Source organism: Achromobacter sp. Root565, assembly GCF_001427425.1.
Taxonomy (GTDB): Bacteria; Pseudomonadota; Gammaproteobacteria; order Burkholderiales; family Burkholderiaceae_B; genus Achromobacter; species Achromobacter spanius_D.
In genome coordinates, this window is sequence record NZ_LMGO01000001.1 from 2,709,817 (window position 1) to 2,732,338 (window position 22,522).

The window sequence follows — 22,522 nt, forward strand, 5'->3', positions numbered from 1 at the left end:
CTTCGACTGCAGAAGCGGAACCACTGGCTACTATCAGAAGTGCAACTAGGCTCGCGTAGTTCGATAGCCGCTTCATCGGTATGCTCCTGATACTCCGGGCGCCAAGTGCACGCTACGTTGGCGATCACCAATGGTTTCACTCTCGACCAAAGTGGGAATGGATGCGCTTAGGGCGCACCCTGGCAAGAATCCTCCGCCGCTAGACGCCGCAGAACCTGCACGGTCGTAATTCGGCTCACGATTGCTGCGATACAGATCGGTCGCATCGATAAGGTGTCTATTTACTTCGTTCTCGGCCCTATATAGTGCGACAAGCGCCTCATTGGGCAGGTCAACGTCACTTGAGTTGGGCGCGATCCCATTTCGACCGTCTCTGTAGTTCTTTTTCCAGCCAAGCCGCCAATCCGCCACCCTGCACAAATAGGCATAGAACACCTCATCGTCAATGCTGCAGGCCTGCCCAATAGCCAGGTCGTAAGCCACGGCGCGACGACTGTGCATGCCGCTCATCGGAATCGCCGAATGAAACGAGATGGCTTCGTTGCTGCCCGCCGGCGCATCCATCATCCGCCTGCGCGCCTGGTTTGGCGTCTCTTCGAACACCGCGTCGTAACGCCCTTGCCCCAACGGCTTGACGTGCGCAACACGGTGCCAGTCGGCGGCCCATGCGCTGTTTTCCGGGTCCAGGTAGGGGTTGCGGCTCGGGTCATTCAGGTCAGTCGCCTTTTCCTCCAGCGCCCGCCGCAGCGCCGTTCCGCTCAGGCTGTCCGTGGAAAGTGTCATCACCCGCGTGGTGTGGACATCAATGCCGCCGTTCGTGATGGAAATCGAAGCGTCGATAGGGTCGGTCGCAGTCCACACGGGTTTGACGCCCCGGGAACCTGTACGATCCAGCGTCGTGCCGCCGGCAACGAAATCCGGCAGAAATGGAACTGGCAGAGCGGGCGCTTGTACGGTGACGGTCTGTCCCGGCGCGAAGTCAGCGTTGGCGACCATCGTCCGCCCGGCACCGAGCTGGGTCCCTTCCCAAGTTCGCTCTCCGTGCCGCACCAGCTCGTAGGAATGAGATGGCGGCTTGCCGACCTCTTCACCTTTGCCATCTCGCTCGCGCATCGTAAAAATGCGTTGAAAGAAACGATCTCCGAGCGCCGGCAAGGCTGGGACTCTGACACGCCGGTACCCGCCTTCCTCCGAACTTGTCTGATAGGCCGGGTTGTAAGGTCTGGTCGTGGAGGCGTTAAGGTCGAAGACACCGTAACTTACGGCTTCCGCAACCCCCTGCCACCCGATGCCCTGGACGTTTGCCATCCCTACCGTCTGGTCCTGCGGCGAGAAGTACAGAAACACGCCACCGCGGTTGTCGCGTTCGGCGAACGTAACCGCGTTGCCATCGACCGAAGTTTCACATTGCTGTCCGGTCCAGCGCAGGCCACCGATACAGCTGTCCTTACCGGCATCGGCCATGTCGGCCAATGACGGCGTCGGATGGGGTTTCTTGCCGATAAAGTTGACGATGTTGCTTAGCGTCTTCACCCGCGCCGGGGCCGTCTGCTGAGAGTCGCCCAACTCGCTACGCTCGAAGAACGTCTCCGCCAGGCTGTAGGGCGGGCTCATCAGCACGAAACCATCAATCGGTCGCAAGCCCTCGTCGTGAAGCATGGCGTTGGCCAGCAGCGTAATGAGATTGCCCTGGCTATGCCCGACGACGTTGATGGTGTCGTCTTCGCCAGCGCGACCATCGGGATGCCGATAGGCGCGGATGATCCTGACCAACATCGCCAGCCGCTGCGCCGCCAGCACCATGTATCGCCGGGAGGGTGCGGGAAACAGCGGATGGTCGGGAGAACCAAACATCGCATTGGCAGGCATCCCCGCGACCTTGCCTGAGAATCCCTGGCCAAACATGTCCGGCAGGGTCGTGGTGGCATTGGCGAAAAAACCGCCTTCCTTGGTCCCGGCCTTGTCCAGCCGGTTGCCGAAACGGTCCAGCCACTCGCCATGCGGAGTCTGCTTCGTTATTCGGCCTTCCTCTTCCCGATATCCCCAATAAAAGGGGATCACCACGCTGCGCGAATGACCGCCATGCTTGCCCGCTGTCGCTCGGCGGCGGTAGTACACCGCATCAGGATCCGGCGCTTTACCGTCATCGTCCTTGGGCGATGTGTACCGGGCCGGATTGAGCGCAGCCGGGCTGCGCTCTCCCCGGTTGGTGAACAAATGGTCCAGTCGTTCGTTCAGGCCGGTGCAGATGCCTGTCTCCAGGTCGTCGTAAACACCAGCTAGATCATTGACGCCGTGAATCAGGATCACGATGCAAGGCTTGGGCTGCTGCTTCTGGGCGTAAGCGTCCGACGCGTTAGGCGCGACGATGGCGCGGGTCTTCCCGGTAATGGGGGGTGAGTGCATCCGGTAAATCTCCTCTTCTTTTAGGGCGGCGCGCTAGACGCCTCAATCCACTCGAGGCGCTTTCCGCCAGCCAGGCAATTCGTCAAACTTGCTTTTCCTTATCGGCCGCTGCCTGCATTGCCACGTCCGATGACCGTGAGGGCGACGCCGCTGAGCCATTTCGAGGAAGCAGCATTAACGAGGCAATGTGCATCGCCCCCATCTCCACCAGGCGCGTGCCGCCCTCGGCGTCTGTGACGCCATCAATCACATCCCCATTGCTGAGCGTGATTCTGTACGGATGCCCGGCGGCCGGCCGTTCGCCGTCAGGCAACGTCAATACAAAGCGCCGCTGAGTCGATCCGACATCAAACTGCGGCAACGCGCCTGTTTCGCTTGCCGCCCCCAACCAGTTGTAGCTACCCGATTTGAAGGTCATGGCCCCGGGGCAGCCGTACTCGATGTTGCCCCCTGCCATCTTGATATAGGCGCCATGGCATAACAGCGTGATGTGCTTGTCGGCGGTTACCAGAACATGTTCATTACTGGCGCTGACCACGACGCTTTTGTCTGCCAGCAGGTGGATCGACGCTTGTTGAGCCTGAACCCGCACCTGTCCTTGATGCGCGATGTGGCGCAGGTCGCCGCTTTGCGTGAATTGACTGATGCCCTGCCCGGCGTTCATGACGATGGACTGGCCTGCCGTGACATGCTGATTCTGCTCAGCGACCGCGTCCAGATGCTGGCCCGCAGCGAGCGTGATGGAGCGCGGCGTGGCGGCCGCAATGCCTGCCGGGCTGCTGAGACCTATCAGGGGTTGCCCACCGTTCCCGCCGCTTTCGTCGTTCGCCCCATGTCCCAAGTCGCGGACGGCGTTGGACAAGGTTGCCTGGGGTCCTGCATCGTGCGGCAGATTTTGATGCTGCTCGGCGTACTCACCCAGGTTCTTCGCCAACTCAAGCGCACTTTCCAGACATTGGACCAGTTGGGTGCGCGCAAGATGTCCCCCTTGGGCGTTCGGTTGTTCATCCGTGGTAAGCAGCAGGCCCCGTGCAGCGCGCAGCGCGCCGTGCAAGTCGGTACGCAGCTCGAAGCCTTCCCCACGGGGCTTTCCGCCGCGTGGGCGGGGGTGCGTCAGGTAGCCAAGGTGCAGATGACTGGCGCCATGATCGTTCATCAGCGCGGCGCTGATCTGAGAAGTGGTGTCGTCCAGCCGCAGCTCGCTGGCGCGGTTGCCTTTGTGTTCCTTGCTTTTGACCGTCGCCAGTTCCTTGAACTTTGGCAGTTCATACGGCGGCAACTGCAGGCGGTTGTAGGCCCTTCCCGTGATGATCGGCTGGTCCGGATCCCCATCCAGGAACTGGACGATGACCTCCTGGCCGACGCGCGGGATGGCCATGTGGCCCCAGGTTGCGCCAGCGATGTTCTGCGACACGCGGATCCAGGAGGAGCTGTGTTCGTCCTGCTTGTCCAGGCGGTCCCAGGGAAAATGCACCTTGACTCGCCCAAACGCGTCGGTATGGATTTCTTCGTTGGGTGGACCGACGACCAACGCGTTCTGTGGTCCGTCGAGTCGCGGCCTGGCCAGGGGCTCGGCGCGCCACTCGGCGTCATCGGGCACCAGTTCGGCCTCGTAGTGGTAGTAGGTGCCAAGCTGCGCGTCGGCGCTTTCCTCACCCTGGCTGGTGTGCTGTGTGCCCCGGTGGACGATGCTGACAGGACGCCAGCCGCGGTTCATGTCGTCTCGGGGATGACCGGCCAATGTAAAGGAGATGCCCGGCTGCAGCCGCGGGTCATTGCCTTCGACCAAGGCTATGCGCGCATCGCGCCGATGCCCTCGCAGGCGGTTCTCGGCGAAGGGCCTGCCGGCCTCGTCAAACTTGGCACGCGCCGGATAGTCGTAACGCTCGTAGCGGCGGCCTTGGTGAGCAAGGTCGTGTCCGTCGCGGCTGTGCTGGTGGGTGTAGCGAGGATTATGGAACGTGTAATCGCGCTGCGTCTGGAGCGCGGTGCGCACGTTCTCTGCGTAGGCAAACCGGCGCAGCGCAGGTTGCGGCTGGTCGCCGCCGGGCGTCGGGTTGTAATGAACCGGCTCGTCGCCCACTCGCCCGTGGATGAAGAGGCGATCGCTGTGGACCAACCGATGCCCCTCGGCGCTGTGGCGGAAGGAGTAGAAGAATCCCTCTTCGCGCATGATGCGCTCGACGAAGTCGTAGTCCGTATCGCCGGCTTGCACGCAATATTCGCGGGCCTGATGCTCGGTGGTATTGCGCTGCTCGTAGTCCTGGTTGAGGCCATGCGCCTTGAGCACCGCCTCCGCGATCTGCGGGACGCTAAGGGACTGGAAGATGCGCCAGTCGGAACTCAGCTTCAGTCGCGCAAGACGCGGCTCGACGATGACGGAATAACGGGTCCGGCGAAATCCGGTGTCGCGCTGAACAAAAGAGGAAACCGCGCCTTGGACGTAGCGCACTGGCGTATCGCCATGCCAGAGCGTAAGGAGACCGGGACGGTCGAGCACGCTGCCAAAGTCGATTTCGTGATTGGCGCTGGTCAGCTCGACGGCAAGATGGAAGGTCTGACTGAGGCCTTCCCGCAATTCAAACGCGACGACCTCGAAGTCGTCGCGCGCCTCACCGCCAATGATTTCGAAGGTAAAGCGCAGATGGGACTGGGAGGGCATGGCGAGCTTCCTGTGGGGACATGCCGCGCTGCTCGCTCTTGGCGACGCGCGGCAGTGTCCTTTTTAGAAGCTGCCCATACAAGTCGTAAATTGCCATCCGTCTTATTGATGCGCGGGAACGGTCCTATTGTGATCGGCCGGCCCGCACACGGGGATTCGCCCCGAAAGGCACTCAGGCGGTCAGGAACCGTACGACTTCCGCCCAATCATTCGTGGACAACGCCACATCTTCGTAGTCGCCTTCTTCCTCGTCCCAACGCGAGACGCAGTAGCGCTGGCTTCTGCCGGATTCGCGGTCAGCGTAGTTGGCGTAGTCGACATACACCTTCAAGCCGCGCTCCTCGTTCACGAAAGACGGGGCTGCGTCGATACGCTCGGACGCGTCTAAGTAGCCTTCGGGCAGCGTCGGAAGGGTGGTTATGTCGTAGCGGGGAAATTCGCGACGCAGTCGATCAAGGTTCATAAGAAAAGCCAGTGGAGCTGGCGCGGCAGGAGGGGCTCGAACCCCCACCCCGGGCTTGGAAGGCCCGTGGGAAACCCACCTAACGCCTTGATTTTACTCGGGTATTTGTGATCTGCGTTAGAACAAATCCCGGTTAGGGGCCCCGATTATATGCGGCTTTGCTGCCCCTCGTTCTAACGCGGCATGTCCTACTTCATCCCCCTATCGAGCATCCCGGAGGGTGCTGGGCCTGTATCCATTGACTTTGAATGCTTGTCGAGCTTGTGACTTACCTTCCTCTACCGAGGGACAACAATGGACCAGGACGCAGAAGTTACGAAGGTCAATGAGGCGCGAAATATTGCCCGAGCTTGGGCTGTGCGCAACGGTCAGAATGCCGATCGATGCGAAGTGCCAGCCGAAGGGTGGTTCGGGGCCGGGCATGATGTTTGCACCGGACGCGCGCTGGAAGCTTATTTGTCTAGCCGGCTGAAGTATTAACCGAGTCGGATATGTGCAGCCACTAGCAAACGCTAAAGGACGCCGAGCAGCTGCTATGGAATCGGCGGCAACTCGCGCGCCCGCTTCATACGCGTCTGCGTCTGCTCCGGGGACCGGTCGGTCGGAAAATGGTGTCGAGCAGCGACTTGCCACCTTCACCTCGCCTAAATATTGCTTGTTTCAAATGAGCGGTAGGGAAAGGCTTCGGAAGGTCGTACCGTGAAGAGATGGCATTTCGCCGCAATAGACCAACGGGTACATATATGAGTTTGACCGTTCGCATGAATTCGCCTGGTGACCAATCAGGCAGACCCAACGAGAAAGACTTGCCTGGCAAACACCTAGCGGAGCAACCTCGGCAACAACAGGAAGACGCCACGCAAGAGATCGCAGCTAGCGAAAAAAAGGAGTCCAACGTCGACAAGAATCCTTAACTCGAAGGATCGTGACAGTGTGCTGGACAGTCCGTCTGGCAAAGGCTCGCCCTCCTCTGAGTAGCGTGGTTTACGGCAATTAATCGGCAGACATGCCTACTTGAATGGGAGTTCCTCATGAAGAACTTAAGCAGTTCAGACTTTGACGTCGATGGTCAGCCTATGCGATTGAACGCATGCGATGTTGGTGGGAAACGTTCACCTCCATCCCACTCTTCGCCCGAAACGCAAACCCAAAGGCAGAATCAGACAGAGAGCCATGTGGCGCCCGGCCAGGAACGTCCTACAAAAGAGGAAGGTTCCAACGCGGTGAAAAATGGCCGCGGGCACGGTCCGCGCGCACACACCGACTGGAAGAAATAGTCCGCGTCGAGCCACAATTAGCGGGCGGCGCTACTCCCGGGAGTGGTGGATGCAATAGCGACTTGGCTCTCCGAGAATCGGCAGCGCTTGCCGAACGGCCACACCACCTTCCTAACATCTCAATCAGTCAGCACCTGAGCACAGTACTTGCGAGCCCCAAGGCGCTGCGGCGGTGGACACATCCTTCGGGCCCTCAGGCGAATGGCACCTCCGCCTGAGCCGCCGCAGCAACGCCTTCAAGTGTAAATATTGCCTGCACGGAATGACGAACTCCCGGCGCACACATCTGGAACCGAAGGTGGTCTGCCCTCGGTGCCAAACGCTCACGACCGCAGCTCCCAGGCCAGCAATGACGCGTCGCTCATGCTCGTCAAGAACCCCAGGGTCCAGCATCTTGACAAACGTAAGCAGTTGCACGCCACCCTCGTTTAGCCAGCGCTCAATCTCATGGTCATCTTGATGATCGTGCCAATGGTGAATCCTAAAAAAGATCACCCGTTGCGAGGCGCGCAATCTTCGCCTTTAACGCAGACTTAGTAAACGCTGCTTGAGCACTTTGACGATTTAGCACCTGTTGGCGCGCGTCAAGCGGAAGCTCATCCCAAAGGCTCAAAATTGACGCTCCAAGGAAGGCGAGAATTCGACGCTCAGACTCCTCATACTCCTCGATAGCAAATGATTTGGCGAGCGAAGCGAGCTGCGACCCCCCTTCATTGTCCCAACGCTCATGTGCGTTTACACCCGTTGACTGTGTCATGGCATCCTCCCGTCGGTTGCCTGAACTTAGTGTAGGCCAGGGACAGTCAGAGCCTTACGCTTGTTTCAATTGGGTCTTAGGACATACATGCCATTGGGCGTACCGTGAATAAGTGACATACGTCACGACAACTCAAGAGGTAGACAGCATGACATTCCCTACTCGCTTCGGCGCCGCCGGTCCTCCTTCGCAACCGGGTCAGGACGGACAGCCGATCAAACAGCAAGAGCAGCAAACCCAGGAACAAAAAGAAGAAGCCGCGCGCGAACAGGCTCAGGGTGATCCCACCAAGCAGCGCACGCCGCAGTAGCCTTGGGCATCAGTCGCTCTTGTGTAATTAGCCTCGGCACCTGTGCCTAGCATCCAGAGCAAGTCTATAAGCGCTGGCTCATCGCATGGACGCGAGAGCTGGCGAATGCGACGGAGTAACGTTCTAACGCAGGCATTTTTATTCTAATGATTGCCTTGTTAATCAACGCTAGAATGATGCAATAGCTTGATCTTCCTAGCTATTCTGGCGCGGCAGGAGGGGCTCGAACCCCCGACCCCGGGCTTAGAAGGCCCGTGCTCTATCCAGCTGAGCTACTGCCGCGCGGTGTGGTGACGCCCGGAACCCGTCCGGGCCGCGCATTTTACCCTGTTGCAGAAAAAGTGGGTCGTCCCCGAGCGGGCGTCCCTACTCCTCGCCAATGTCCGTATGCGTGGACACCCACAACACGATCGCATCCTCCGGGCTCAGACTGATCACCCGGTGCCCCATCCGGCTATCTATATAGAAGCTCTCCCCCGCTTTCAGCCGGGCCGGTTCATAGAACTCGGTATAGAGCTGAACCTCCCCTTCCAGCACATACACAAACTCCTCCCCCCCATGCCGGCTCCAGTCCTGGAACTCGTCAAAGGCCCGCGCCTTAACGCGGGTGTGAAAGGGCATCATGCGTTTGTGCGACAGCGCCGTGCACAGCAGGCGGTGGTCGTAATACGGGGTTTCGTACTGCCGGCCTTCGCCTTGGCGGCTCAGGCTGCGGCGGCCGGTGCCCATGTGGGCGTCGGAGGCGATGAAGAGTTCGGCTACATCCAGGTCCAGGCCCGCCGCGATCTTGATCAGGTTGTCATAGGTGGGGGACAGCAGGCTGTTCTCGATTTTTGACAGGGTGGACGCGGCCACGCCGGTGGCCTCGGCCGCCTGCTTCAGGGTCCACGCACGCGCCTGGCGCAAGGCTCGCAGCCGTTGTGCCAATGCGCTCTGTTTGTTGCCTTGCATCTGTATACCCTGTCATGCCCGCGATAGTCATGCCCGCGATTGACGCTCACGCCACCAGTCGCGCGCCTGGTAAGACCAATAAGTCAGTTGAACCGCCGCCGTGCCCAGGCTCCCGCCGTTCCAGGCCAACCCGAAAGGTTCGAAGAGCTTGTAGCGCTGCGTGTCGCCGGTGATCGCCTCGGCCACAACGCGTCCGCCAATGGACGTGGTGTTCATGCCGTGTCCGCCGAACGCGGTGCAATACCAGACGCCCGCACCCAGCAGGCCGATCTGCGGCATCAGGTGCCGCGCGTAGGCCATGCGTCCCGACCACGCTGCCTCCACGCGTACCCCTTGCAATTGGGGGTAGACGTTGAGCAGTTCGCGGCGCAGGGACTCGGCCAGATCGGGCGGGTCGTCGACACGGGTGGTGATTCTACTGCCCCAGCCGATGCGGCCGCCATCCAGGACGCGGTAATAGTTGCCGGCGCGCCGGTCGTCGCCGATGGCGGCGGTGCTGCGGATGGCTTCCCGCACGCGGTCGCCCAGCGGTTCGGTCAGCATGATGTAGGTAGCGATGGGCAGCATCGCGCGGCGCAAGGCGGGCACGACGTCGCCGGTGTAGCCGCCGGTCGCCAGCACCACGGTGGCGGCGTCGATCTGGCCCTGCTCGGTCTTCAGATGCTTGACCGGGCCGTCCAGCGTGGCCTGCACGACGGGTGAATCCTCATGGATGCGCACGCCAAGCCTCACGCACTCGCGGGCCAGCGCGCGCGCGTAGTTCAGCGGATGGAAGTGAAAGGATGAGGGGTCTTCGATGCCCTGGTGGTAGACGTCGGACACCAGCCGCTCGCGAACCTGGCTGCGCGAGAGCAGCCGCACGTCGCGGCCGAAGTCGCGCTGCTGGCTGTCGCACCACTGGCGCAGCGCATTGGTGGCCTCGTAGCGCACGACGCGCAGGCGTCCGTCGACCTTGTGGGCGTCGGCGATGCGCAGGTCGCGGATGTTGTCGCGGATGATTTCGACGCCCTCCATCGACAGACGGTAGAGCTGGCGATAGTGGTCTTCGTCGACGTGCTTGCGGATGGCGTCGGCTCCCGCGGAGAACGCTGGCGACACCGAGCCGCCGTTGCGACCCGAGGCGCCCCACGCGATGCGTTTCGCCTCAAGCAGCGTCACATTACGGCCTCGCCGGGCCAGTTCCAGCGCGGTGGACAGGCCCGCCAGCCCCGCGCCGATCACGCAGACGTCGGCGCTGGCCGCGCCTGCCAGCGGCGGATAGTAGGTGTCGCCGTCGGCGAGCGTGCGCTTGTAGTAGGTGTCGATGTACTCGGAGACCATGATGTCGGCTCAGTGCAGGCCCGCGCCTTGCAGGCCCCCGGTCAGGCGCCTTTCCAGCCAGTTGGCCAGGCGCAGGAGCGGGTAGCAGTAGATGAAATAGATGGCGGCGATCATGCCGTAGATGAACAGCGATTTGGCCGGAAAGGTGATGATGAACACTTCGCCCTGGCGCGTGAGTTCGGTGATGCCGACCACGGACAGGATGGCGGTGCTTTTGATCAGCATGACGTAGACGCCGCTCATGGGCTGCACGATCAGGCGCATGGCCTGCGGCAGAATGACCAGCCACAGGATCTGGAGCGGACGCAGGCCCAGGGTCATCGCGCCTTCGGTCTGGCCCCGCGGCACGGCCTGGATGGCGCCCATGACGATTTCCGCCACGTAGCAGGACGTATAGACCGACAGCGCCACGAAGGCTGCCGTGCCGGAATCCCAGTGCAGCAGTTCGATGCCGGAGCTGGGCAGCACGAAGTAGAAGATGTAGAGCTGCACCAGGAACGGCGTGCCGCGCAGAATATGGATGTACAGCCCCAGGATCTGATGCACGCCGCGAATGCGGTAGCTGCGGATCACGCCGATCACAAAGCCCAGCAGCGAGCCGGCAATGATGGCCACGAAGGAAATCTTCAGCGTCTCCCAGAAGCCCTTGAGCAGAAAGGGCAGCACGACGCCGGCGGTGGAAAGATAGGAGTCCAGCATGATTACCTCGCGTTCCAGGCCGGGCCGGCCAGCCACAGGCTTACGCCCTTGGACAGCAGCAGCATGACGCAGTAGATCAGCAGATAGCCTGCCGCGATGGTCAGGAAGGCTTCGTTGGGCACGATGCGTTCGCTGTTCATCTGCACGCCCGCGGCAACCAGTTCAAACACCGTGATCAGGGACAGCAGCGAGGTGTCCTTGATCAGCACGGCGGTCTGGCCCAACAGCGGCGGCAGCGTGTTGGCGAAGGCCTGCGGCAGCACCACATAGCGCAGGCGCTGGTGGTAGTTCATGCCGCAGGCCTTGGCGCCTTCGATCTGGCCGCGCGGCACGGACTCGATGCCGACGCGGATGATTTCGCTCATGTAGGCCGCGTGATGCACGGTCATGGCGAGGATGCCCAGCACCATCTCGCTCCAGCCCTTGGCGCCGGGCACAAGATAAGGCACCGCGTAATAGACCAGGTAGATCTGCACGAGCAGCGGCGTGGAGCGCACGAATTGCACATACGCCGCCACCGGACGCCACACCAGGGCGCGGGACGACATATGGGCAAGCGCCAGCGGAACCCCGGCCAGCACCGACAGCACCAGGCTTGCGCCCGCTGCAATCAGGGTATTGGCCAGGCCTTCGGCGAATTGGCCCGTGTACTGGCTGACGATGCGCCAGTTATAGAAATCGATCAACCAGTCCATGGGCGGTCCCGTCTCCGATCAGTGGTCTTTCTTCCAATCGGTGGAGTACCAGTACTGCACCAGTTCCGGCAACGTGTTGTCGGCGGTCTTGAGTGTCTGCCAGTTGTCCAGCCAGAACTTCAGGCGGAAAGCGTTGGGGCCGACGGCGAACGCCAGGGGCTCGCGCACCATCACGCCTTCCAGCACCCGCAGATTGCCGAAGTCGACGAGGAACTGGTTGGCGGTGGACAGCGACATGATGCCGGCGTCCAGCCGGCCGCTCGACAGCGCCTGGCCGACCGGGGCGCTGCCGCCCGAGAACTCCTTGAGCGTGGCCGTGGGCAGCATCTTCTTGCCGACTTCGGCGTAGGTGCTGGCGCCCAGCGCGCCGACGGTGACGCCCGACTTGTTCAATTCGGCGTAGTTCTTGTACGGCGAATCCTTGGGCACCACGGCGACGGTGTCGGCGTAGAACATGGGCAGCGAGAACAGCACCTGCGCGGCGCGCTGCGGCGTCGGGGTCATGTCGGCGGCCACCATGTCGGCCTTGCCCGACAGCAGCGCGGGCAAGAGGCCCTTCCATTCATAATCCTGCAGCACCAGCTTCACGCCCAGGTCGTCGGCCATGCGCTTGGCGACTTCCACGGCCAGCCCCGTACGCTTGCCCGTCTTATCCATGAAGCTCATCAGCGGCCCGGAGGTCTGCACCGCTACGCGCAATTCACCGCGCTTGATGATGTCGGAAAGTTCGTCCGCCTGTGCCGGCAGGGCCACGGTGGCGGCCGCCAGGGCGACGCTGGCCACGCCCAGCCATTGTTTGATTTTCAGCATTGCTAACCCCTTTGGTGATTGGACCCATATCGTTCCGGGCAAGGCACATCGCGCCGGCAGCGCCCGGATAAGCCGGACCGGCGGGACTACAGAATCTTTTCCAGGAAGGCGCGGGTGCGCGCTTCTTTGGGGTGGCCGAACACTTCGTCGGGTGTGCCCATCTCCACGATGCGGCCGGCGTCCATGAAGAGCGCGCGGTCCCCCACGTCGCGAGCAAAGCCCATTTCGTGCGTCACCACGGCCATCGTCATGCCGTCGCGAGCCAGGGCGCGCATCAATTCAAGAATGCCGCCCACCGTTTCAGGATCGAGCGCCGACGTGGCCTCGTCGAACAGCATGAGCTGCGGGTCCATCGCCAGCGCGCGCGCGATCGCCACGCGCTGCTGCTGGCCGCCGGACAACTGGCTGGGGTATCGGTCGCCGAATTCCGCCATGCCGACGCGGCCCAGGAGGTCGCGGGCGTAGCGTTCGGCGTCGGCACGGCTGCGCCCGCGCACCACGCGCTGGGGTAGCGCCACGTTGTCGAGCGCAGTACGGTGCTGGAACAGGTTGAAGTGCTGGAACACCATGCCGACGTCGGTGCGCCAGCGGTTGACGTCGGTGGCCGGATCCGTGAGCGACACGCCATTGACGCGGATCGTGCCGCTGTCGATGCTTTCCAGGCCGTTCAGGGTGCGCAGCAAGGTGCTCTTGCCCGAGCCGGACGGGCCGACCACGACCATCACCTCGCCGCGTTCGAGCTGGCAATCGATGCCGTCCAGCGCCAGATGCGGGGGATGCCCGTCGCGCTGATAGGTCTTCTTGACTGCCTGAACAACGAGCAACGGTTCCGCCACGAATCCACCTTCAGGTGCAGTGCGCCTCAAAAATATTTCGCATTTCACGTCATAGTTTCGTATAGTAAATTTTTTTCCAGAATCGCCACTTAGGCATAACCCTTAAGCGAAGACGCTGACTTCGCGAGGCATCGAAGGAACCGGCATGGACACTCCTCAAGACATCCTGCGCAATCTCGGACTCAATTCCAGTGCGCTCACCGGCGGCACCCTGATCGCCCGCAGCCCGATCGACGGCGCCGAGCTGGCGCAGGTGCATGAGCACACGGTGGCCCAGGCCCACGCCGCCATTACCCGCGCACGGCAAGCCAGCCTGGCATGGCGTGACGTCCCCGCCCCGCGCCGCGGCGAACTGATCCGGCTGTTCGGCGAAACCCTGCGCCAGCACAAGCAAGCGCTCGGCCGCCTCGTCAGCCTGGAAGCCGGCAAGATCGTCGCCGAAGGCGAAGGCGAAGTGCAGGAAATGATCGACATCTGCGATTTCGCCGTCGGCCTGTCGCGCCAGCTCTACGGCCTGACCATCGCGTCCGAACGCCCCGGCCACCGCATGATGGAAACGTGGCATCCGCTGGGCGTCGTCGGCGTCATCAGCGCCTTCAACTTCCCCGTCGCCGTCTGGTCCTGGAACGCTGCGCTGGCGCTGGTGTGCGGCAATGCCGTCGTCTGGAAGCCGTCGGAAAAGACTCCCCTCACCGCCCTCGCCTGCCAGGCGCTCTTCGCGCAGGCCGTCCAACGCTTCGGCGACGCGCCCGCCGGCCTGTCCGAGGTCCTGATCGGCGGCCGCGAGGTCGGCGAGGCCCTGGTCGACTCGCACACGGTGGCGCTGGTGTCCGCCACCGGCTCCACCCGCATGGGCCGCCAGGTCGGCCCGCGCGTCGCGCAACGCTTCGGCCGCGTCCTGCTTGAACTGGGCGGCAACAACGCCATCATCGTCGGCCCGACCGCCGACCTCGACATGGCCGCCCGTGGCATCGTCTTCGGCGCCATCGGCACCGCCGGCCAGCGCTGCACCACCACCCGCCGCCTGATCGTCCACGAAAGCGTCGCCGACGAACTGGTCCAGCGCCTGCACAAGGCCTATTCCAGTGCCCCCATCGGCAACCCGCTCGATAGCGGCAACCTCGTCGGCCCCCTGATCGACCGCGCCTCCTTCGATGCCATGCAAGCCGCCCTGACGGCCGCGCGCGAGCAAGGCGGCAAGGTTGCGGGCGGCGAACGCGTCCTTGCCGACCAATATCCCGACGCCTGGTACGTGCGCCCCGCCATCGCCGAGATGCCCAGCCAGACCGACGTCGTCTGCCACGAAACCTTCGCGCCCATCCTGTACGTGATGCGCTACAAGGACTTCGGCGACGCGCTCGCCATGCAGAACGGCGTCCCGCAGGGCCTGTCGTCCGCCATCTTCACCAACGACCTGCGCGAAGCCGAAACCTTCCTGTCCGCCGCCGGCTCCGACTGCGGCATCGCCAACGTCAACATCGGCACCTCCGGCGCCGAGATCGGCGGGGCTTTTGGTGGTGAGAAGGAAACTGGCGGCGGCCGCGAGTCGGGTTCGGATGCGTGGCGCAACTACATGCGGCGCGCGACCAACACCATCAACTACTCGCGGAATCTGCCGCTGGCGCAGGGGATCAAGTTCGGGGAGTGACAGCCAGGGCGCGGGCCCAGCACGAGCTCCATCCCCGCGCCCGCATACCCTCCAAAAAAAGCCCCGCGCATTGTCGACAACGCGCGGGGTTTTTGCATTTCTTACAGCCCATACATACGATTAGCCTGACTTACAAACTGTTGCCGGGGACGGTGCTACATTGCCTGATCACAAAAACCAGACACGTCCTCAATGACCTCCAGCCGTCCTTTTCACCGCTCTTCCGCCCCCCGCCTCCTTGCGGCCATCCTGGCCCTCGGCGCGGCCGGCTCCGCCGCGGCAGGCGTGTCTTACCGGCTGGACCGCCCGTCTGCCGCGCCCGGCGAGACCGTCACCATCGAGGCCGTGTTCTTCAACGAAGGCGGATCGCGCGTCGACTGGCAGGCCCCGCCTGAACTCGTCCTTCAATGGCGCAGCCCCGACGGCCAGATCGTCCGCAGCCTCGCCAAACTGAAAAGCGGCCGCGACAACTACAGCGTGCCCGTCAACAACTTCGCGCGCATGTCCTGGTCCGCCGAAGTGCCCGCTACCGCGCGCGGCCTGCAAGCTGTCTCCATCGAAGGCCAACCGTCCATGATGGCGCTCGATGCCACCGGCCGCGACAGCGGCACCCTCGCGACCACGCCCGCCCAGACACCCGTCGTCGACGCCCGCAGCGGCCAACCCATCCCGCCCGCCGCCGTCGCCGCCGCAGGCGCGTCGCCCGAAGCCGGCCCCGCCCCCGCCGCGACCATCGAACCCACCGTCGAACAAGCCGCCTTCGACAAATTCCGCAGCGCGTTCTCCGCCTACAAGCCCGTCTACTTCGCCGTTGGCACCCGCGGCCTCACCACCGCCCGGTTCCAGATCAGCGCCAAGTACCGCCTCATCAGCCCGCGCGGCGGCGAAGACACCTGGCACGACGACTTCTACCTGGGCTACACCCAGACCTCGCTGTGGGACCTGGAAAGCGACTCCAAGCCCTTCATCGACACCACGTTCAACCCCAGCGTTTTCTGGATGTCCGACGACATCTGGAAATCCGAGAACCAGAACTGGCGCTTCGGCATGAACACCGGCGTTGAACATGCCTCCAACGGCAAGGACGGCGAAGACTCGCGCTCGCTGAACGACGGCTACATCGAGCCGCGCTTCCATTACCGCTTCGACGGCGGCAGCACCCTCACCTTCGCCCCCAAGGTCAAAGCCTACTTCGGCGTCGCCAGCGAAAACAGCGACTACTCCGCCTACGCCGGCCACGTCGACTGGCAACTTCGCTGGGCGCAGGACAATGGCGCGGTTGTCTCGGCGATGTACCGCCAGGGAGATCAGAAGCGCCGCACGACGCAACTGGATTTTGCTTGGCCGCTACGCCGCACGTTCCTGAACTGGAACGGGTACTTGCATTTGCAGTACTTCAACGGCTACGGCGAGACGCTGCTGGGGTACAACCAGCGCAACGAAAGCCAGTTCCGCGTGGGGCTGTCGCTGATTCCGTAAACGCACAATGCGGCACGCAAGCGTCAAATGAAATCGCCGGCCTGACAAGCCGGCGATTTGCTTTGCGCGCGTATCAATGTGTCGCATCCGTCTGCATGCCGGTGTCAGACACCCAGGTAGCAGGACCGCTAGCACGTGACAGCAGTTCATCGGGTGTCAGACACCTTGGGCCATTCGAGCCGTCGACGCAAGACACCCGAACGCCAGATAAGGCCGCCCGCGCGGCCAAAATCTGGCAGCCCCGCAAGATCTTCCGGCCATCAACAAACCTACAGAAGAAGGCCAAGCAAGCCGCCCTCCCCGCCGGCCGTCCGACCTGATACGACGCAGCCCGGTGCGGCGGTGGCCTGGGTGCGCCGGGCGTGTAGATGCGCCCGAGGGAATCGGAAGGCAGTCGCCGAAGGCGACAACGACGATGACGACGGGGCAGTCCGGAGCGAACGCTCCGGACCGCAATCGTAGCCCCGCGCACCCAGGCCACCGCCGCACCGGGCGTCTCAAGATCCCACACCGAAGCCGCACCGGGCGACTCAAGAACCCGCACCAAACCACACCGGGCGACTCATGAACCCGCCCCGAAGCCGCACCGAGCGGCTCAAAAACCCGCCCCCCCCCCACACCGGTCGTCAAAAGAACCATCCCCCACGCCGACAAATTCAAAGAAGGGATTTCCCTCAATCCCCCCGCAACTCCCATCCTGTCCCGTAAACTCCGCGCAAAAGCGCAGCCAAAAATCCGCGCACCAAGGGGATCCGGGGCAATTCCCCCGGCAGATTCAACAAGCACCAGGCCATTCATGTTTGCCGACCTGAAGCACCTCTCGCACCACGCCGCCTGGCGCCGTCAGCTGGAAATGCTGCTCGAATCCGCCGGCGAAGGCATCTACGGCATTGATCTGCGCGGCCGCTGCATCTTCATCAACAGCGCCGGCGCCGACATGCTCGGCTACACCCCAGACGAGCTCGTCGGCCGCAACATGCACTACCTCATCCACCATTCCCACGCCGACCGCACCCTGATGCCGGTCCACGACTGCCGCATCTTCAAAGCCTTCCGCGACGGCCGCGGCGAACGCGCCGACGACGAAGTGCTCTGGCGGCGCGACGGCTCGTGCTTTGACGCCCAATACGCCTCGTACCCCATCCGCAATGATCAGGAAGTCGTAGGCGCCGTCGTCACCTTCTCCGACATCACCGCCCGCAAAGGCATCGAACGCGAACTGCAAAACACCCAGGCCCTGCTCGAACGCCGCGTCGGCGAACGCACCGCTGAACTCAGCGCCGCGCACGAATCCCTGCGCCGCCTGTCCTCCCACCTGAGCACCCTGCGCGAAGAAGAACGCGCCCACATCGCCCGCAACATCCACGACGACCTCGGCGCCTCCTTCACCGCCCTGCAGTTGGACTTGAACTGGCTGCGTCGCCAGCTAAGCGCCACCCCCGCCCTGCAAGCGCACCTGGACCGCATGCTCGACGTCACCCAGACTGCCATGGGCGCCACCCGCCGCATCCTCAACGACCTGCGCCCCGTCGTCCTGGATCACCTGGGCCTTTGGGCCGCCTTGGAAGCCCTGCTGCAAGACCTGCAAACCCGCAGCGGCCTCCAATGCCGCTACCTCTGCCCCCCCGACACCGAAACCCTGCGCCTGGACCGCAACGCCGAAATCGCCATCTACCGCATCGTCCAGGAACTGCTCACCAACGTGCAGCGGCACGCCCGCGCCCGCAGCGTCAGCGTCAGCGCCGCCTGGGGCGCCGACGGCCTTGTTCTCACTGTCGAAGACGACGGCGTCGGCATGCAACTGCCCGAAGACCGCCACACCTTCGGCATTCTCGGCATGCGCGAGCGCGCCCGCGCCATCGGCGGCGACCTTGCGCTCGACAGCGCCCCCGGCGCCGGCATGCGCGCCCGCCTGCGCCTGAACCCGCTGGCCGCATGAAGGAAACTCTGCCATGCCCCTGAACCTGCTCATCGTCGACGACCACCTCATCATCCGCCGTGGCCTCGCCCGCATCCTGGAAGAAGACCCGCGCGTCGCCCTCGTGCACGAAGCCGCCGACGGCCCCGCCGCCCTGCGCGCGCTGCGCCAAGCCCATTACGACGCCATCGTCCTGGATGTTGCCCTGGGCGAACGCGACGGCCTGGATGTGCTGAAAAGCGTACGCGCCGACCACCCCGGACTCGGCGTCGTCATGCTGTCCGTCTACCCCGAATCCCAGTTTGCCGTCCGCGCCCTGCGCGCCGGCGCCCACGCGTATCTCAACAAAGGCTGCGAACCCGAAGAACTGCTCGCCGCGCTGACCAACGCCGCCGCCGGCAAGATGTACGTCACCCCCACCGTCGCCGAGCTGCTCGCCCACACGGTGCGTCAGGACAGCTCCCGCCCGCCGCACGAACTCCTGTCCAACCGCGAGTTTCAAGTGCTGCAACTGCTTGTCGCCGGCCGCTCCGTCTCGGCCATCGGCGAACAGCTCGCCCTGTCCGTCAACACCATCTCCACCTACCGCAGCCGCATCTTCGAAAAGCTCAACGTCCGCACCCTGGTGGAACTGGTCTCCTACGCCAACACGCACCAGTTGGGTGCGATCTGAGCGCTTGCGCACTACCGCGGCGCACCGCGCGCACCACGTAGTAAGCCCCCTACACGCGTTTCGTTGAACCGGCGATACCGGCTGCCGCCGGGCAGCCCCATGATGGCTCCATTCCCGATCGAAGGAGCCACCATGTCCCTCTTCAGCAACCCATTCGACGCCAACAGCCGCCTTGCCTGCGGCTGCGGCCGCCATGCCTCGCAGGCCGAACACGAGCGCGCCGCGCAGGCCGCCGTGGATGGCGACACCACCGGCAACGCCGTCGAACAGGCCGTCATGCGCGCCCTGTTCCCGCAGGATGCGCTGCGCCGCCGCTTCCTGCGCGCCGTCGGCAGCGGCACCGCCATGGCCGCCATCGCGTCGATCTTTCCGCTGGCCGCCGCCAAGGAAGCCTTCGCGCAGACCGCCGGACCGCTGGAGAAACAAAAGCTCAAGGTTGGCTTCATCCCCATCACCTGCGCCACGCCAATCATCATGGCCCACCCCATGGGCTTCTATGGCAAGCAGGGCCTGGACGTAGAAGTCGTCAAGACCGCCGGCTGGGCGCTCATCCGCGACAAGGCCATGTCCGGCGAATTCGACGCCGCCCACATGCTGTCGCCCATGCCGCTCGCCATCTCGATGGGAGTCGGCGCCAGCCGCGCCGTACCGTGGACCATGCCCGCCGTCGAGAACATCAACGGCCAGGCCATCACGCTGTCCATGAAACACAAGGACCGGCGCGACCCGAAGGACTGGAAGGGCTTCAAGTTCGCCGTCCCCTTCGACTACTCCATGCACAACTACCTGTTGCGCTACTACCTCGCCGAGCATGGCCTGGATCCTGACACCGACGTCCAGATCCGCTCCGTGCCGCCGCCCGAAATGGTCGCCAACCTGCGTGCCGACAACATCGACGGATTCCTGGCGCCCGATCCTGTCAATCAGCGCGCGGTCTACGACGGCGTCGGCTTCATCCACACCCTGTCCAAGGCCATCTGGGACGGCCACCCCTGCTGCGCGTTCTCCGCCAGCAAGGAGTTCGTCACCACCATGCCCAACACCTACCAGGCCCTGCTGAAAGCCATCATCGAAGCCACGGCGTACGCCCGCAATCCCGCCAACCGCAAGGAAATCGCCACCGCCATCGCCGCGCCGAATTACCTGAACCAGCCCGTCACGGTGGTCGAACAGGTGTTGACCGGCACCTACGCCGACGGCTTGGGCAAGGTGCTGACCGATCCCAACCGCATCGACTTCGATCCCATGCCCTGGCAGTCGTTCGCCGTGTGGATCCTGACGCAGATGAAGCGCTGGGGCCAGGTCAAGGGCGACGTCGACTATCAGAAGATCGCCAGCGACGTCTTCCTGGCGACCGACGCCGTGCGCCTGATGCGCGAGGCCGGGCTGACCCCGCCCGCGGAAACCGGCAAGACCTTCAGCGTCATGGGCAAGCCCTTTGACCCGAGCCAGCCCGAGGCCTACCTCGCCAGCTTCAAGATCCGGAGGACCTGATGGGGTCCGTGCAACACTGGCGGGCCACGTTCCTGTCCATCGCCCTGTTCCTGGCGTTCCTGCTGCTGTGGCACGCCGCCACCCGCTCCGATGCGGGCGAGGCGACGGTGGACCCGGCCTACGCCGCGCTGGTCGGCAATGCCGCGGCCAGCGGGTCCAAGACGCCGTTTCCCGGCCCTGCCGAAGTCGGCGCGCAGTTGTGGCAGCACCTGAAGGATCCCTTCTATGACCGCGGGCCGAACGACAAGGGCATCGGCATCCAGCTTGGCTACTCCGTGGCGCGCGTGCTGACCGGCTTTGGTCTTGCCGCGCTGGTGGCGATACCGCTGGGATTCCTGATCGGCATGTCCCGAACGGTGTACCGCGCGTTCGACCCGTTCATCCAGGTGCTCAAGCCGATCTCGCCGCTGGCCTGGATGCCGCTGGCGCTCTACACGATCAAGGACGCCAACACCTCCGCCGTCTTCGTGATCTTCATCTGCTCGCTATGGCCCATGCTGGTGAACACCGCGTTCGGCGTGGGCGCCGTGCGGCAGGACTGGCTGAACGTGGCGCGCACGCTGGAAGTGTCGCGGCTGCGCACGGCGCTGCAGGTCATCCTGCCCGCCGCCGCGCCCACCATCATGACCGGCATGCGCATCTCGGTCGGCATTGCGTGGCTGGTCATCGTGGCGGCCGAGATGCTGATCGGCGGCACCGGCATCGGCTACTTCGTCTGGAACGAGTGGAACAACCTGTCCATCTCCAACATCATCTGCGCCATCGTCTTCATTGGACTGATCGGCATGCTGCTGGACAACCTGCTGGCGCGCGCCGCCCGGCTGGTGAGCTATCGGGAGTAACGCGCATGAGCCAATCTTTCCTGCAGGTCCAAGGGCTGGGCAAGCGTTACCCCGGACGCGATGGCCGTCCGCAGCCGCCCGTGTTCGAGAACATCGACTTCCAGATCGACAAAGGCCAGTTCGTCTGCGTCATCGGCCACTCCGGCTGCGGCAAGACCACCATCCTGAACGTGCTGGCCGGCATCGACGACAGCAATGAAGGCATCGTCATCATGGACGGCCGCCAGATCGCGGGGCCGTCGCTGGAGCGCGGCGTCGTGTTCCAGGCGCACGCGCTGCTGCCGTGGCTGACGGCGCTGCAGAACGTGGAATTCGGCGTGCGCTCGCGCTGGCCGGCCTACAGCCGCGAACAGGTGCGCGTGCACAGCCAGCGCTACCTGGACATGGTCGGGCTGGGCCACGCGGCCGGCAAGAAGCCCTGCGAACTGTCCGGCGGCATGAAACAGCGCGTCGGCATCGCCCGCGCCTTTGCCATCCAGCCCAAGATGCTGCTGCTGGACGAACCCTTTGGCGCGCTTGACGCGCTGACGCGCGGCGCCATCCAGGATGAGCTGCGCGCAATCGTCCAGGAAACCCGCCAGACCGTCTTCATGATCACGCACGATGTGGACGAAGCCATCCTGCTGTCCGACCGCATCCTGCTCATGAGCGCGGGCCCGTACGCCCGCATCGCCGAATCCGTCACTGTGGACCTGCCGCGCGACCGCACGCGCGCAAGCCTGCATCACGAACCTCGTTATTACGACATCCGCAACCATCTCGTCGACTTCCTGGTCGACAAGGCCATCCACAAGGAGTGAATCACCATGATGTCCCGCGCTGAAGTCACCGAACTCGTCGTCACCCGCAAGCTGGAAAAAAAGCTCTCGTGGGGCGCCATCGCCGAAGCCGTCGGCCAGAGCAAGGAATGGACCACCGCCGCGCTACTGGGCCAGATGACCATGACCGAGGAGCAGGCGCTGGCCGCTGCCCGCGTGCTGGATTTGCCGGCGGACGCCGTCGTGCAGCTTCAGGTCGTGCCCTACAAGGGCTCGCTGCCGTCCACGGTTCCGACCGATCCGCTGATCTACCGCTTCTATGAACTGATCAACGTCTACGGCACCACCTTCAAGGCGCTCATCAATGAAGAGTTCGGCGACGGCATCATGAGCGCCATCGACTTCAAGATGGACCTGTCGCGCGAGGCCGACCCCAAGGGCGACCGCGTGCAGATCGTGATGAGCGGCAAGTTCCTGCCGTACAAGACGTACTGATGCGGGTAAGGCGGGACGCGTCCCGCCCT

At 63.7% G+C, this 22,522-nt stretch carries 19 protein-coding genes and 1 tRNA gene; 9 read left to right on the plus strand and 11 right to left on the minus strand.

Features of this window, described 5'->3' with window-relative positions; genetic code table 11:
- Nucleotides 1–72: 72 nt before the first annotated feature.
- From ASD71_RS12130 to ASD71_RS27655, 4 genes are all read right to left on the minus strand, one after another.
- The gene (locus tag ASD71_RS12130) at nucleotides 73–2,406 is read right to left on the minus strand and encodes a DUF3274 domain-containing protein (protein WP_056563841.1); all 2,334 of its coding nucleotides are present in this window, start codon (nucleotides 2,404–2,406) and stop codon (nucleotides 73–75) included.
- 82 nt (nucleotides 2,407–2,488) lie between these two features.
- The gene (locus tag ASD71_RS12135; protein WP_082578875.1) at nucleotides 2,489–5,068 is read right to left on the minus strand and encodes a type VI secretion system Vgr family protein; all 2,580 of its coding nucleotides are present in this window, start codon (nucleotides 5,066–5,068) and stop codon (nucleotides 2,489–2,491) included.
- Between the two features lie 172 nt (nucleotides 5,069–5,240).
- On the minus strand, nucleotides 5,241–5,531 hold the full coding sequence (locus ASD71_RS12140) for a hypothetical protein (protein WP_056563843.1): 291 nt from the start codon (nucleotides 5,529–5,531) through the stop codon (nucleotides 5,241–5,243).
- A 1,758-nt stretch (nucleotides 5,532–7,289) separates the two neighbouring features.
- Entirely contained in the window at nucleotides 7,290–7,565 is a 276-nt protein-coding gene (locus ASD71_RS27655; RefSeq protein ID WP_082578876.1) for a hypothetical protein, read from the minus strand.
- Nucleotides 7,566–7,713: 148 nt separating this feature from the next.
- On the opposite strand from ASD71_RS27655, the gene ASD71_RS28215 reads away from it, so the two are divergent.
- On the plus strand, nucleotides 7,714–7,875 hold the full coding sequence (locus ASD71_RS28215) for a hypothetical protein (RefSeq protein WP_200949386.1): 162 nt from the start codon (nucleotides 7,714–7,716) through the stop codon (nucleotides 7,873–7,875).
- Between the two features lie 205 nt (nucleotides 7,876–8,080).
- On the opposite strand, the gene ASD71_RS12150 is transcribed toward ASD71_RS28215, so the two are convergent.
- From ASD71_RS12150 to ASD71_RS12180, 7 genes are all read right to left on the minus strand, one after another.
- Nucleotides 8,081–8,157: transfer RNA gene (locus ASD71_RS12150), tRNA-Arg, on the minus strand.
- An 84-nt stretch (nucleotides 8,158–8,241) separates the two neighbouring features.
- Nucleotides 8,242–8,826 (minus strand): helix-turn-helix domain-containing protein, encoded by a 585-nt coding sequence (locus ASD71_RS12155; RefSeq protein ID WP_056563846.1) that lies wholly within the window; start codon nucleotides 8,824–8,826, stop codon nucleotides 8,242–8,244.
- Between the two features lie 27 nt (nucleotides 8,827–8,853).
- The gene (locus ASD71_RS12160) at nucleotides 8,854–10,146 is read right to left on the minus strand and encodes an FAD-binding oxidoreductase (RefSeq protein WP_056563849.1); all 1,293 of its coding nucleotides are present in this window, start codon (nucleotides 10,144–10,146) and stop codon (nucleotides 8,854–8,856) included.
- Between the two features lie 9 nt (nucleotides 10,147–10,155).
- The gene (locus tag ASD71_RS12165) at nucleotides 10,156–10,845 is read right to left on the minus strand and encodes an amino acid ABC transporter permease (RefSeq protein WP_056563852.1); all 690 of its coding nucleotides are present in this window, start codon (nucleotides 10,843–10,845) and stop codon (nucleotides 10,156–10,158) included.
- A 2-nt stretch (nucleotides 10,846–10,847) separates the two neighbouring features.
- The gene (locus ASD71_RS12170) at nucleotides 10,848–11,540 is read right to left on the minus strand and encodes an amino acid ABC transporter permease (RefSeq protein ID WP_056563856.1); all 693 of its coding nucleotides are present in this window, start codon (nucleotides 11,538–11,540) and stop codon (nucleotides 10,848–10,850) included.
- An 18-nt stretch (nucleotides 11,541–11,558) separates the two neighbouring features.
- Entirely contained in the window at nucleotides 11,559–12,350 is a 792-nt protein-coding gene (locus ASD71_RS12175) for an ABC transporter substrate-binding protein (protein WP_056563859.1), read from the minus strand.
- An 86-nt stretch (nucleotides 12,351–12,436) separates the two neighbouring features.
- Nucleotides 12,437–13,186, minus strand: a complete 750-nt coding sequence (locus tag ASD71_RS12180) for an amino acid ABC transporter ATP-binding protein (protein WP_056563861.1) — start codon at nucleotides 13,184–13,186, stop codon at nucleotides 12,437–12,439.
- A 145-nt stretch (nucleotides 13,187–13,331) separates the two neighbouring features.
- On the opposite strand from ASD71_RS12180, the gene ASD71_RS12185 reads away from it, so the two are divergent.
- The 8 genes from ASD71_RS12185 to cynS all read left to right on the plus strand — a co-directional run bounded on the left by ASD71_RS12185 (nucleotide 13,332) and on the right by cynS (nucleotide 22,493).
- Nucleotides 13,332–14,834, plus strand: a complete 1,503-nt coding sequence (locus ASD71_RS12185) for an aldehyde dehydrogenase family protein (protein WP_056563864.1) — start codon at nucleotides 13,332–13,334, stop codon at nucleotides 14,832–14,834.
- A 192-nt stretch (nucleotides 14,835–15,026) separates the two neighbouring features.
- Complete coding sequence (locus ASD71_RS12190) at nucleotides 15,027–16,313, plus strand: phospholipase A (protein ID WP_056563867.1); 1,287 nt, start codon at nucleotides 15,027–15,029, stop codon at nucleotides 16,311–16,313.
- Nucleotides 16,314–17,109: 796 nt separating this feature from the next.
- Nucleotides 17,110–18,252 (plus strand): PAS domain-containing sensor histidine kinase, encoded by a 1,143-nt coding sequence (locus tag ASD71_RS12195; protein WP_056563869.1) that lies wholly within the window; start codon nucleotides 17,110–17,112, stop codon nucleotides 18,250–18,252.
- Between the two features lie 13 nt (nucleotides 18,253–18,265).
- Nucleotides 18,266–18,904, plus strand: a complete 639-nt coding sequence (locus ASD71_RS12200; RefSeq protein ID WP_056563872.1) for a response regulator transcription factor — start codon at nucleotides 18,266–18,268, stop codon at nucleotides 18,902–18,904.
- Between the two features lie 132 nt (nucleotides 18,905–19,036).
- The gene (locus ASD71_RS12205; protein WP_056563875.1) at nucleotides 19,037–20,398 is read left to right on the plus strand and encodes a CmpA/NrtA family ABC transporter substrate-binding protein; all 1,362 of its coding nucleotides are present in this window, start codon (nucleotides 19,037–19,039) and stop codon (nucleotides 20,396–20,398) included.
- Nucleotides 20,398–21,240, plus strand: coding sequence for a nitrate ABC transporter permease (gene ntrB / locus ASD71_RS12210; RefSeq protein ID WP_056563878.1), 843 nt, complete (start codon nucleotides 20,398–20,400; stop codon nucleotides 21,238–21,240). Before ASD71_RS12205 ends, ntrB begins: the two co-directional genes overlap by 1 nt.
- Nucleotides 21,241–21,245: 5 nt before the next feature.
- Entirely contained in the window at nucleotides 21,246–22,040 is a 795-nt protein-coding gene (locus tag ASD71_RS12215) for an ABC transporter ATP-binding protein (RefSeq protein WP_056563881.1), read from the plus strand.
- A 9-nt stretch (nucleotides 22,041–22,049) separates the two neighbouring features.
- Nucleotides 22,050–22,493 (plus strand): cyanase, encoded by a 444-nt coding sequence (gene cynS, locus ASD71_RS12220; RefSeq protein ID WP_056566815.1) that lies wholly within the window; start codon nucleotides 22,050–22,052, stop codon nucleotides 22,491–22,493.
- Nucleotides 22,494–22,522 lie beyond the last annotated feature (29 nt).

Coding starts and splice junctions, on each gene's coding strand:
- ASD71_RS12195 (WP_056563869.1), top strand. CDS start 17,110: ATGTTTGCCGACCTGAAGCACCTCTCGCACCACGCCGCCTGGCGCCGT.
- ASD71_RS12205 (WP_056563875.1), top strand. CDS start 19,037: ATGTCCCTCTTCAGCAACCCATTCGACGCCAACAGCCGCCTTGCCTGC.
- ASD71_RS28215 (WP_200949386.1), top strand. CDS start 7,714: ATGACATTCCCTACTCGCTTCGGCGCCGCCGGTCCTCCTTCGCAACCG.
- ntrB (WP_056563878.1), top strand. CDS start 20,398: ATGGGGTCCGTGCAACACTGGCGGGCCACGTTCCTGTCCATCGCCCTG.
- ASD71_RS12170 (WP_056563856.1), bottom strand. CDS start 11,540: ATGGACTGGTTGATCGATTTCTATAACTGGCGCATCGTCAGCCAGTAC.
- ASD71_RS12215 (WP_056563881.1), top strand. CDS start 21,246: ATGAGCCAATCTTTCCTGCAGGTCCAAGGGCTGGGCAAGCGTTACCCC.
- ASD71_RS12130 (WP_056563841.1), bottom strand. CDS start 2,406: ATGCACTCACCCCCCATTACCGGGAAGACCCGCGCCATCGTCGCGCCT.
- ASD71_RS27655 (WP_082578876.1), bottom strand. CDS start 7,565: ATGACACAGTCAACGGGTGTAAACGCACATGAGCGTTGGGACAATGAA.
- ASD71_RS12140 (WP_056563843.1), bottom strand. CDS start 5,531: ATGAACCTTGATCGACTGCGTCGCGAATTTCCCCGCTACGACATAACC.
- ASD71_RS12190 (WP_056563867.1), top strand. CDS start 15,027: ATGACCTCCAGCCGTCCTTTTCACCGCTCTTCCGCCCCCCGCCTCCTT.
- ASD71_RS12200 (WP_056563872.1), top strand. CDS start 18,266: ATGCCCCTGAACCTGCTCATCGTCGACGACCACCTCATCATCCGCCGT.
- ASD71_RS12165 (WP_056563852.1), bottom strand. CDS start 10,845: ATGCTGGACTCCTATCTTTCCACCGCCGGCGTCGTGCTGCCCTTTCTG.
- ASD71_RS12185 (WP_056563864.1), top strand. CDS start 13,332: ATGGACACTCCTCAAGACATCCTGCGCAATCTCGGACTCAATTCCAGT.
- ASD71_RS12175 (WP_056563859.1), bottom strand. CDS start 12,350: ATGCTGAAAATCAAACAATGGCTGGGCGTGGCCAGCGTCGCCCTGGCG.
- ASD71_RS12135 (WP_082578875.1), bottom strand. CDS start 5,068: ATGCCCTCCCAGTCCCATCTGCGCTTTACCTTCGAAATCATTGGCGGT.
- cynS (WP_056566815.1), top strand. CDS start 22,050: ATGTCCCGCGCTGAAGTCACCGAACTCGTCGTCACCCGCAAGCTGGAA.
- ASD71_RS12160 (WP_056563849.1), bottom strand. CDS start 10,146: ATGGTCTCCGAGTACATCGACACCTACTACAAGCGCACGCTCGCCGAC.
- ASD71_RS12155 (WP_056563846.1), bottom strand. CDS start 8,826: ATGCAAGGCAACAAACAGAGCGCATTGGCACAACGGCTGCGAGCCTTG.